Origin of the sequence: Micromonospora sp. WMMD1274, assembly GCF_049179035.1 — a bacterium.
Classification (GTDB): Bacteria; Actinomycetota; Actinomycetes; order Mycobacteriales; family Micromonosporaceae; genus Micromonospora; species Micromonospora tulbaghiae.
In genome coordinates, this window is sequence record NZ_JBMHMG010000001.1 from 7,427,969 (window position 1) to 7,439,099 (window position 11,131).

The 11,131-nt window shown below is 72.8% G+C and carries 8 protein-coding genes; 2 read left to right on the forward strand and 6 right to left on the reverse strand.

The window, feature by feature from the left end:
- Positions 1-2: 2 nt before the first annotated feature.
- The 6 genes from eccCa to ACN27D_RS35045 all read right to left on the reverse strand — a co-directional run bounded on the left by eccCa (position 3) and on the right by ACN27D_RS35045 (position 9,559).
- Positions 3-3,962, reverse strand: a complete 3,960-nt coding sequence (gene eccCa, locus ACN27D_RS35020) for a type VII secretion protein EccCa (RefSeq protein WP_013476339.1) — start codon at positions 3,960-3,962, stop codon at positions 3-5.
- Positions 3,959-4,357 carry a hypothetical protein gene (locus ACN27D_RS35025; RefSeq protein WP_013286984.1) on the reverse strand — a complete coding sequence of 133 codons (399 nt, stop codon included), beginning with the start codon at positions 4,355-4,357 and terminating at the stop codon, positions 3,959-3,961. Before ACN27D_RS35025 ends, eccCa begins: the two co-directional genes overlap by 4 nt.
- Before the next feature lie 2 nt (positions 4,358-4,359).
- Positions 4,360-7,887, reverse strand: coding sequence for a hypothetical protein (locus ACN27D_RS35030; protein WP_421501077.1), 3,528 nt, complete (start codon positions 7,885-7,887; stop codon positions 4,360-4,362).
- A gap of 42 nt (positions 7,888-7,929) precedes the next feature.
- Positions 7,930-8,766 (reverse strand): hypothetical protein, encoded by an 837-nt coding sequence (locus ACN27D_RS35035; protein ID WP_121685091.1) that lies wholly within the window; start codon positions 8,764-8,766, stop codon positions 7,930-7,932.
- A gap of 132 nt (positions 8,767-8,898) precedes the next feature.
- Positions 8,899-9,201 (reverse strand): WXG100 family type VII secretion target, encoded by a 303-nt coding sequence (locus ACN27D_RS35040; protein WP_013286988.1) that lies wholly within the window; start codon positions 9,199-9,201, stop codon positions 8,899-8,901.
- A 37-nt stretch (positions 9,202-9,238) separates the two neighbouring features.
- Positions 9,239-9,559 carry a WXG100 family type VII secretion target gene (locus ACN27D_RS35045; RefSeq protein ID WP_091416604.1) on the reverse strand — a complete coding sequence of 107 codons (321 nt, stop codon included), beginning with the start codon at positions 9,557-9,559 and terminating at the stop codon, positions 9,239-9,241.
- A 252-nt stretch (positions 9,560-9,811) separates the two neighbouring features.
- On the opposite strand from ACN27D_RS35045, the gene ACN27D_RS35050 reads away from it, so the two are divergent.
- Positions 9,812-10,222: a YbaB/EbfC family nucleoid-associated protein gene (locus ACN27D_RS35050; RefSeq protein WP_121685092.1), complete on the forward strand. Its 411-nt coding sequence runs from the start codon at positions 9,812-9,814 to the stop codon at positions 10,220-10,222.
- A complete protein-coding gene (locus ACN27D_RS35055; protein ID WP_421501078.1) occupies positions 10,219-11,115 on the forward strand; it encodes a WXG100 family type VII secretion target in 897 nt (298 codons plus the stop codon). The genes ACN27D_RS35050 and ACN27D_RS35055 overlap by 4 nt, the downstream gene beginning before the upstream one ends.
- Positions 11,116-11,131 lie beyond the last annotated feature (16 nt).

Consider the following 11,131-nt stretch of genomic DNA (forward strand, 5'->3'; position numbering starts at 1 on the left):
TCTCATCGGGCCGTGTCCGACACGAAACCGGTCTGCATCAGGCGTACGCCGCGCCGGGTGACGAGCTGGGCGCGCCCGGGCGGCAGTTGACGGGGCTTCGCCTCGCCGAGGAACTTGCCCTCCTCCTTGGGGTAGGAGAAGAGCGTCGCGGGCGTGCCCAGCTCCCACATCCGCCGGATCACCGGGTCCATCATGGCCCGCATCGCGCCGGAGGTGCTCCGCGCGACGATCACGTGCAGGCCGATGTAGGCGCCCTGGGCCAGCAGCGGCAGGAGCGGGTCGAGCGTCGAGCCCATCCCGGTGCTCTTGGTCATCAGGTCGTAGTCGTCGACGATGACGAACAGCTCCGGCCCCTCCCACCAGTCGCGCTTGCGCATCCGCTCGGACGAGACGTCCGCCCCGGGCATGCGCCGGTTCATCGAGACCGACGCCTGGCCGGCCAGCTCGTGCATCTTGTCGCCGGTGAACGCGAAGCCCACCTGGTACGCGGCGCCGATCGCGGTGTCCAGGTCTCGGCGCGAGTCGCCGAGCACGACCTTCGCCCGCTCCGGCGGGTAGTGCTGCTGGATGGACCGCAGCACGAGCCGCAGCAGGTTGGTCTTGCCGGTCTCGCTGTCACCGAGGACCAGCATGTGCGGGGTGGTCATGAAGTCGTGCCAGACCGGGGCGAGACGCTGCTCGTCCTGGCCGATGACGAACTTGAAGTCGGACTCGGGCGGCGGCAGCGTCTCGACCATCAGGTGCGCCGGAAGCATCCGTACCGGCGGGGCGGCCGGGCCGGGCCAGAACGTGCCGATCTCCTCGACCACCGACTTGGTGGCTTCGGCCAGGTCGCCCACCTCGGAGCTGCCGTCCATCCGGGGCAGCGCGGCCAGGAAGTGCAGCGCCCCCGCGGTGAGGCCGCGGCCGACCTGGTTGGGCACGGTGGCCGCCTTGCGGGAGCCGTGCTCGGACTCCATCGCGTCGCCGAGCCGCAGCTCCAGCTTCGTGCCGAGCAGGTCCCGCATCCAGGTACGCAGCTCCGACCAGCGGGTCGCGGTGACGATCACGTGCACGCCGAAGGACAGGCCCCGCGAGGCGAGTTCCTGGAACTTCTGCTCCAGTTCCTGGAAGTCCTGCTTCATCGTGTACCAGCCGTCGATGACCAGGAAGACGTGCCCGAAGCCGTCCTCGATCACCCCGTCGGCGACCTTGGCCAGGTAGCTGGTCATGGAGTCGAGGCCGTGCCGCGCGAACTCGGCCTCGCGCCTCTCCATGACCTGGAGGACCTCCTCGACCGTCCGGACGACGCGGTCGCGTTCCATCCGGGTCGCGATCGAGCCGACGTGCGGCAGGCCGGCGATCGAGGCGAGACCACCGCCGCCGAAGTCGAGGCCGTAGAACTGCACCTCGCGCGGCGTGTTCGCCAGCGACAGCGCCAGGATCAGGCTGCGCAGCAGCGTCGACTTGCCGCTCTGCGGGGCGCCCGCGATGCCGACGTGGCCGTCCGCGCCGTTCAGGTCGACCACCAGCAGCTCGCGCAGCTGCTCGGCGGGCCGGTCCACCACGCCCACCGGCACCCGCAGGCCGCCCTGGACGGCCGGGTCGTCGATGGTCATGCCGCGTACCGGGTCGGGCAGCACACTCGGCATGAGCGAGTCCAGGCTGGGCGCGCTGGACAGCGGCGGCAGCCAGACCTGGCGGGCCGGTGGGCCCGAGCCGGCGAGCCGGTCCAGCAGCACCTCGACCAGGCTCGGCCCGTTCGCGTCGGCGGCGGGCTCCTCGACCTGCTCGGCCGGGCGCTCCGGCCCGGGGTCGTGGCGCACCGCGACCTGCCGGGTGGTGAACGGCACCACGTCCGCGGTGGGCTCGTCCCCGGCGTCCGCGACGCCGCCGCGGCGTCCACTTCCGGTGTACGCGCCGGAGACGTACGCCGCCTTGAAGCGCACCAGGTTCGTGGTGTCCACCTTCAGGTAGCCGTTGCCGGGCTCGGGCGGCAGCTCGTACGCCGCGCCCACGCCGATCACCGACCGCGACTCCATCGAGGAGAACGTGCGCAGCGCCAGCCGGTACGACAGGTGTCCCTCGACCCGGTTGATCCGCCCCTCGTCCAGGCGCTGGGAGGCGAGCAGCAGGTGCACGCCGAGCGACCGGCCGAGCCGGCCGATGGACACGAACAGGTCCATGAACTCACTCTTGCTGGACAGCAGCTCGCTGAACTCGTCCACGATGATCAGCAGCACCGGGAAGGGCACGAGCTGGGCACCGTTGCCGCGCGCCTTCTCGTAGTCGAACAGCGAGGCGTAACCGCTCGCGCGCAGCATCTCCTGCCGCCGGGTCATCTCGCCGTTCAGCGCGTCCTGCATCCGGTCGACCAGCGGCAGCTCGTCGGCCAGGTTGGTGATCACCGCCGAGGTGTGCGGCAGCTTGTCCATGCCGAGGAAGGTGGCGCCGCCCTTGAAGTCGACCAGCACCAGGTTGAGGATCTCCGAGCTGTGCGTCGCGGCCAGGCCGCAGACGAGGGTACGCAGCAGCTCCGACTTGCCCGAGCCGGTGGCGCCGATGAGCAGGCCGTGCGGCCCCATGCCGCCCTGCGCGGACTCCTTCAGGTCCAGCTCGATGACCTCGCCCTCCTCGGTGACGCCGATCGGCACCATGAGGCGGTTGCGTTGCGGTGTGCGGGTACGCCACAGGGCCTGCACGTCGAAGGTCATGGCGTCGCGGATGCCGAGCAGCGTGGTCAGTTCGAAGCTGGTGTCCAGCGGCTCGTCGGAGACCTCCAGCGTGCCGCTGGTCCGCTTCGGCGCGATGATGCGGGCGAGCGCCTCGCACTGGGTCTGGTCCAGGCCGTCCCGCTTGGCCGAGCCGGTCGTGGCGCCGGCCGGGAACTCCACGACGTCGTCGGTGACTGTCAGCCGCAGCACCTTGGGGCCGCCGGGCATCGCGCCGGTCAGGTCGAGCAGCACCACGTTGCGGATGCCCGCGCCGAGCAGGCGGGAGCTGTCCGGCAGGTCCACCAGATGCGCGACGATGACCAGGAACGGCTCGCTGGTGGTCGGCCTGACGGCCCGGTCGTGGTCGCCCCGGTCGGTGATCTCCGGGCCGAGCATGTCCATCAGCGCGTCGTGGCTGCCGGCGAACATCCGGACCGGACCCGCCGCGTCGTACGCGGTGGGGTGCGCGTTGTGCGGCAGCCACTTGACCCACTCCCACGGGCCCCGGTGCACCTCGGCGGCGAGCACCGCGATCCGCAGCTCGTCCGGGGCGTGGAACGTGGCGAGCTGCGCCACCATGGCGCGGGCCAGGTCGATCGCCGGGTCGATCGCGCCCTCGAACTCGACGCTGGTGAAGCTCGGCAGGCCGACGGAGGTGGGGATGCCGGACACCGTCCGGTACGCCTCGGAGAACCGCCGCAGCGAGATCGACGACAGCGGTTCGAGGTCCTCGATCGGCTTGGTGGACGGCGGGTTGAACTTCAGCATCGCGGTCTGCCGGCCGAGACCGATCCGGACCCGGCCGAAGTCGTCGTGGCTGGGCCGGCGCTCCCACAGCCGGCTGCCCATCGCGATCGACCACAGCCAGCCCGGCTGCGGGTTGTTCCACAGCACGTGGCGGCGCTGCTGGTCGGCCGCCTCGCGGGCCTGCTTGCGCAACTGCCCGATGTAGCGGAGGAAGTCGCGCCGCTCGCCGCGCATCTTGCGCTTGCGCTCGGCGGCCGCCCGGCCGATCTGCATGACGCCCATGAGCAGCATGCCGCCGGCCATCGCGCCGCCCATCACGTACATCACGGGGGTGCGGTTGTAGAGGCCGAACATGGCGAGCATCGCGCCCATGCCGAGGCCCATCGGCACGACCATCGCGAACGAGCGGAAGTCGAGCGGGGCCTCCTCCGCCATCAGCGGCGGCTCCTGGAGCTCGATCGAGCCTTCCGGCGCCTCCGGGCCGGGCGCGCGGGGCGGGCGCTTGACGGTGACCGTACTCATCCGATCGTCCCCGCATCGGCGCCGTCGCCGCCCCAGACGGTACGCTCCTGGCGCAGCAGCTTCACCGCGTAGCGGTCGTTGCGGTAGCGCTCGGCCACCTTGACGTCGTCGTCCTCCTCGGCCTGGCGCTTCTTCTCCTTCTCCGCCCGCTCCTCCTCGTCCCTGCGGCGTCGCTCCTGCTCGGCCCAGAACGCCTCGGCGCGGGCGGCCGCCGCCTTCTCCTCCTCGGCCAGCGACGTCGTGAACTCGGCGTCGCTGACGCCGGGCTCGCCGCACCGGCGCATCTTCTCCAGGTCGGCGCTGAAGAAGTCGAAAGTGCCGCCGGCCGGCCGGGGCGCCTTCGCGGGCGTGACCCGCCGCCACACGGCGCGCGGGGGCTGCGGTGTCTCCGACATGGTCACCCTTCCCTGCCGTCGTCCGCTGACGTACCGGTCAGCCAGTCCGCGTCGCTGAGGTCGTCCCAGTCCGTCGTGTCGTCGGGGTCGTCGTCCGGGCGGACCAGCGGCACGTGGTCGTCGGCCGCCGGCCGGGCGCGGTCACCGCCCCAGACGGCGTCGTCCTCGCGCAGCCCGGCGGCGGGCTCCCGGCCCGCGCCGGGCTCGCGGTCGTCGTCGCGACCGGAGCGCCGGACCGTGCCGGTCCGGGCCGGGTCGTCGGGGTCCGCGCCGGCCGCCGCGCGGCCGGTCGTCTGCGGGCCGGGACCGGCGAGTCCGGCCACGGCGGCGGTGCCGGCCAGCCCGAGCGCGCCGGGGACCGCGACCGCCACCTCGCCCTCGGCCACGGCAGCGGCCACGCCGGCCTTCCGGTGCGTCCCCTCCGGACCGCCGCCTCCCGGCGGGGCCGGCTGGTTCCCCGGCGCGGTTGGGTTCCCCTGCGCGGGCGGACTCGGCTGCGCGGGCTGGTTCGGCTGTGCGGGCTGGTTCGGCTGTGCGGGCTGGTTCGGCGCGGCTGCCTGGGCGGGCGGGTTCGGCACCGGGCCTGGCTGGGCGGGCAGGCCCGGCTGGCCCACGATCACCGGAGCCGCCACGACACCGCCGGCCGCCGGCTCCGCGACGGCCGGAGGCGGCGCGACGGCCGGAGGCGGCGCGACGGCCGGAGGCGGCGCGACGGCCGGAGCCGGTGCGACAGCCGCGGGCGGCGCGACGGCCGCGGGCGGCGCAACAGCCGCGGGCGGCTCGGCCCGCGGCGGCGGTTCCACCGCCGGGGACAGGTCGACCACGGTCGGCACCTCCACCGCCGTCGGCGGTGCGATCACCTCGGGTACGGGCGCGCCCGGCGACGTACCGCCGATGCCGGGCACGGGCGCTGCCGGAACCTCCGGCGCGGCCGGCTCCTCGGCGGCGGCCCCCGGCACGCCCGGATCTCCGGCTACCTGCGGACCGGGTTGCGAGCCCGGCACGCCGGTGACCGGCGCGGAGCCGTCGAGTCCCGCGCCGCCGCCCGCCGTCGCGTCGCCCGGCCCCGGCGGCGGGCCGGGCACGCCGGCTACCGGCGCGGAGCCGTCGAGTCCCCCGCCACCGGCCGCCGTGCCGCCGCCCGCCTCCGGCCCGCCGTCCCCCGGTCCGGCCGGAGTCCAGTCGGCCTCGTCCGTCCGGATCAGTCCGGACGCGTCGGGCGCGGTCCGGGGTGCGGTCCCGGCCGGCGCGTTGGCGCCCGGCGGGCCGGCCACCGGCGGCACCACACCGGCCGCCGGCGGCACCACACCGGCCGCCGGCGGCGTCGCACCGGTGCTCGGCGGCACGGGAGGCGCGGAGTGGGCCGGCTCCCCCAGCCCGACACCGCCCGCGTCCGCTCCGGTGGGCGCCTGCGGTGTGCCGGTGTCGGGGGTCGACGGACGCCAGTCGTCGAGGTCGGCCTGGATCAGTCCGGAGGCGTCGGGCGCGTCCGGCACACCGCCGCCGGGTGTGCCCGCACCGGCGCCCGGCGCACCCGGCGCTCCGGGCATCATCGGCATGGCGGGGCCGGCCGGCGCCGCCACCGGCGAGTCGACGCCGACGCCCGGAGCCACGGGCGGGGCGGCGGGGATCTGCGGGCCGTCGACGCCGAGCCCGTCACCACCGGCCGGCGCACCGCCCGACCCGTCCGGTACACCCGCGTCCACGCCCACCGGTCCCCAGGTCTCCGGATCGCCGCTGACGAGTCCCCGGGCGTCGGGCGACTCGGCCCCGCCGGGATTGTTCGCGCCGCCCGCGGGCCCCGGCATGCCGGGCATGGGCGGCATGCCCGCACCGAGCCCGGCGCCGCCGGACGAGGCGCCGGCCGGCGCGCCGGGGACCTGCACGCCGTCCAACCCGGGTGACCGCCAGTCCGCCTCGTCGCCCTCCACCAGGCCCTTGGCGTCAGGGGCCTCGGGGACACCGGATCCGCCGCCGGCACCGGCACCGGGAGCGCCCGCGCCGGGCATGCCCGGCATCATCGGCGACTGGAAGCCGCCGCCACCGGGCACGGCGCCACCGGGGGCGGCCGGGATGTCCACACCGTCGACTGCGCCGGGGACGAAGTCGTCGCTGTTGCCGAGCAGCCCGTTCGCGTCCGGCTTCTCCGGCAGGCTCGGGCTACCGCCCGCGCCGGGGCCGGCGCCGCCGGGTGAGCCGAAGCCGGGGACGCCCGGCGCGGTGAAGCCGCCGCCCGGTCTGCCGATGCCTGCACCTGTGCCGGCCCCGGGCTTCGGGCCGCCCACCTCACCCGGTCCGGAGAACGACGGCGGCTTGACCGAACCGGCGCCGCCCGCGCCGCCGCCGAGGTTGGCCGAGCCGGGCGGCTTGATGCCCGGCGGAACCACACCGGGGACGAACCCGCCCGGCACGCCGCCGCCACCTGGTAGGCCGCCACCGCCCGGGAAACCGGCTCCCCCCGGCCCGTTGATGCCCGGTGCGTCGAAGCCGGGCAGCCCGCTGCCGCCGCCGGGCGTGGGACCACCGATCGCACCGGGGCCCGAGAACGACGGCGGGGTGAAGGTCCCCGGTCCCTGGCCGGTGCCCGGTCCGCCGGTGCCGGGCCCACCGGACAGGTTCGGCGGGGTGATCGTGGGCACCGTGATGTTCGGCGGCGCGTTGACCGGCGGAGTGGTGACGCCACCGATGGAGGGCGTGGTGAACACCGGCGGGGGGACCGTCGGCGGGGGCGTGAGGTTCGGCGTCGTGAGGTTGGGGGTGGTGAGGTTCGGCATCGTCGGCGTGGTGATGCTGGGCGTGGGCATGGTGACCCCGGACGTCCCCGCCCTGTCGGTGGTCATCCGGTACTTCTCGGCGACCGTGTGGACGACCTCGGACATCTGCTGGGCCATCGGCTTCTCGTACTCCGTGCCGCTGATCGGCACCGGGCCGCTGCCGCTTCCGACGCCGTTGTCCGAGGCGATCGACGCCCAGGCGCGGTCCAGGTAGGTGATCGTCTGCTGGGCCCAGGCCAGATGGTTGGCGGCGTCGTAGAGCTGCGACGGCAGCGAGTTGCGGTTGGTCGAGGAGTTGATGCTGTTGGCCGCCGTGGTGGAGTCCGGGACCGCGCCGCCGGCCAGGTGCTCTGCCTGCTTGCCGAGCAGGTCGGCGTAGTAATTCATCTTGTCGCGGAACCCGTTGGCCGCCGGCCCCTTCCACGCCTTGTCGTCGCCGACCATCGAGGTGACAGCGGTACGGATGGTCTGTTCGAGCCAGATCAGCAGGTCCTGGGTCGCCTGGAAGGCCTGCGCGGTCTCGACGACGGACCGGACGCTCACCAGCGTTTTGGCATGGTCCTGCCCGCTCTCGGTGGTCAGCGCGGCGCCGCCGTTCACCGCGGCCTCGAGCTTCCGCCAGCCCCGGGTCTCCTTCGCCCAGGTCTGGTAGTCGTACAGGTCGCTGACGGGGATCACCTTGGGTGGGAAGGTGGCCGCCTCCTCCGCGGGGTCGTTCCAGCCGTCGAGCTTGCTGTCACCGAGACCGTTGCCCATGCCCTGTCCCTCTTCGCGAGCGGCGAGACCTGTCCGCCCGCGTCAGTTTCCGTCGGTCTTGACGATCTTCTGGCCGTAGGTGCTCAGGTTGTCCAGGCCCTTGAAGGAGTCACCCATGATCTCGCCGAGCTTGTCGGTGGTCAGCGCGTTCAGCTCTTCGAGGTTCTCGTACTCCGCGGCCATCTTCAGCAGGGCGGCCTGCACCGCGAGCAGGGCGGTGTTCATGTTGACGAGCATGTCCTTCATGTCGCCCTTGACGCCGCCGTCCTGGGCCGTCGCCCCGACGATCGCCTGCCGCAGCACCTCGGCCCGGGCGAAGGCGCCGGGACGCGGGTCGATCGCGCCCACCTGGTCGGCCGTGGTGAGCAGGATCTTCCCCGCGCCGGTGATGCTGCCCAGCACGTCCTCCGCGAACCACTTCAGGGCGGCGGTGTTGACCGCCACGCCACTGGTCGAGGCGGTGTCACCCTTGAACGTCGGGTTGATCGCCGGCGGTTTGAAGCCCGAACCGGTCTGGATCTTGTCGTCGATCCAGTCGGACTGGTCGGTGAACGCGGGCGGCTTCACGTTCGACGGGTCGGTGATGTTGTCCTTGTACGTCTTGACGAGGTTTTTCCAGCCGTCGGTGTCGAGGATGTTCTTGTCGTACCAGTCGCGGGCCTCGATCCACTCCGGATGCTCGGCGCGGACCTCGTCCTTCCACTTCTCGTAGTTCACGCCGGTGCGATTGTTCTGGTTCTTGTTGTAGAACGCCATCCAGGAGTCGTGCGCCGCCTGAACGGTGCCCTCCGGCTTGTTGAGGGCGGCGTCGCCCATGCCGTAGGCGTTCATCGCGCTGATGGCTTTGTCGTTGGGGTATCCCCAGTCAATGCGGGCCATGGAGCTCACTCCACTCGAGAGTCGACGACGGAACGTTGGCACAGACCCCAGCGGCCCGGGTCGTCTAGCTCACCGGGCCGGGGACGGACGACGTGGGCCGCCACGCCGCGTCCGCGGCGGCCGTCCGGCGGTTCAGCCGCCGCGGACGTCGTTCCAGATCATGGCGTGACGCTGCTCGGTGGTGCCGTAGTTGTCCGAGATCTGCAGCAGCGTCATCCGGGCCTGCTCCAGGTAGCCGACCATCGAGTCGGCCGCCTGGTTCCAGGCCAGCTTCGAGACCTTGTACTGCTCCTGGGCGGCACCGGTCCACTGGGCGAGGCTGGCCTCGACGGTGCGCTCCATCTCCTCCAGCGACGACTGGATCTGGCCGTTGATGCGGTTCATGTCGGTCAGCACGGCGTCTGCCTGCACGAAGTCGAAGGTGTAGTTGGACATGTCGGTCCTCTCGGGAGATCGGGGGTCGGGGTGCGGCTCAGATGCCCGGCAGGGCCGCGCCGAAGGAGTTGGCCACGCTCGACGCCTCGTCCTCGGCCGTCTGGTAGCCCTTGGTGGTGACACCCATGACCTCGAGCATGTTGAGCAGCTCGTTGATCACCCGCTGGAAGGCGTTCTCCCAGTTGTCCATGGCCTGGTTGAAGCCCTGCGACGCCTGGCCGGTCCAGGACGAGATCAGGATGGCCATCTGCCCGTTGACCGCGCGCAACTGGCCGGTGAATTCGGTGGCCTTGTCGGAGAACTCCTGGGCAGCCCGCTGCATACCCTCTTCGGTGGTGCTGACGATCGGCATCGTCACGGCCGGACTCCTCGTGTCAGGGAACGGTGGCAGGGAAGAGTGTTGATCCGCGGCCGTGCCCGGCGGCAACCCGGTCGCGCCACCATGTCCGAACGTCACCCAACATTGCACGGCAGCGCCCCCGGCACGGGCGGCGCCGGCCGACAGCCCGGGAAGAGTGGTTGCACTTTCATGCACTGATCCCCGGCCGGAGTTCCGGCGCGACCGGGGCGGCGTCTTCACTGGACCGCGACGTCGAGGGAGTGGTCCGTCGTGAACTACAGCGAGCGCATCGAAGGCCTGTTCCAGGAGTACGAGCGGCAGCGCAACAGCCTCGCCGAGATGCAGGCCCGGATGAGCGCCCTCTCGGCCACCGCGACGTCACCGCGGCGCGAGGTGAGCGTCACCGTCGGCCAGAACGGTGTGCTGACCGACGTCCAGTTCCCCTCCGGCGCCCACAAGCGGCTCACCACCGCCGACCTGACCCGGCTCATCCTGGAGACCTACGCCGACGCCAAGGAACAGGTCATGAACCAGGCGGCCGAGGTGCTGGCGCCGGTGCTGCCGGACGGCCTCGACGCCCACAAGCTGGTCCGGGGCCAGGCCGGGGCCGACGCGTTCCTGCCCAAGGAACCCCGCATGGTGACGAGCGTGCGGGAACTCCTGACCCGGGGGCCCGAATGATCAGCAACAATCCCGGCGGGCGGCTGTGGGTCGACCCGGACGGCGTGGAAGGGCTCGGCCGGGCGTACGAGTCGCACGTGCAGCTCTACGAGTCCTACCTCGCCCAGTTGACCGCCCTGCGCGCCCGGTACGCCAACGCCTGGGGCGACGACGACATGGGCGAGCAGTTCTCGACCAAGTTCCTGGAGGGCCTGGACAACCTCGAAGCGATCATCGGCGGCGTCAAGGGCACCCTGCACTACACCGCCCAGGGCCTCACGGAGAGCGGCCGGGCGTACCGGGAGGCGGACGAGGCCGCCCTGGACGTCAGCCGGAAGATGGCCAAGGACTTCGACCGCCTGGACGGCCCCACGTACGCGACGCGGACGGCCGTCACGGGCCGGGTGCTGGAGCCCACCGCGGAGGGTGAGCCGCGCCGGCGCCATCTGCTGTCCCGCAAGCTGGCGGTCAGTGAGCCGGCCGGTGAGCCGGTCACCGAGCAGGCCCGGCTCCTTCCGCAGCAGCAGGGCACGCCCATGCGGTCGGTGCGGCCCGCCGAGCCGCTGCTCCCGGTCACCGCCGCCCTGCCGGCCATCTCGTCCTACTTCGTGCAGCCGGAGTACGCGACCGCGCACGTCGGCGGCCGGCCGCTGCCCGAGGAGTACCGCCTGATCGCGCTCAACCCGTTCGAGGACGGCAGCACCCGGGTGGACGCGAACCTCTACGACTCGATCACCCCGCTGACCGGCACACCCGTCACCACCCCGGACGGCAGGACGATCGATCCCGGACAGGGCCGGTTCTTCGTCGTCAAGGAGAACCCGGCCGTGGACCCCACAGCGCCCGGCTACCAGCCGCTGTACCTGAGCTACGCGCCCGACGGCACGCCCACCCCGATCATCCCCGGCGCCTGAGCCACCCACCGCGCCC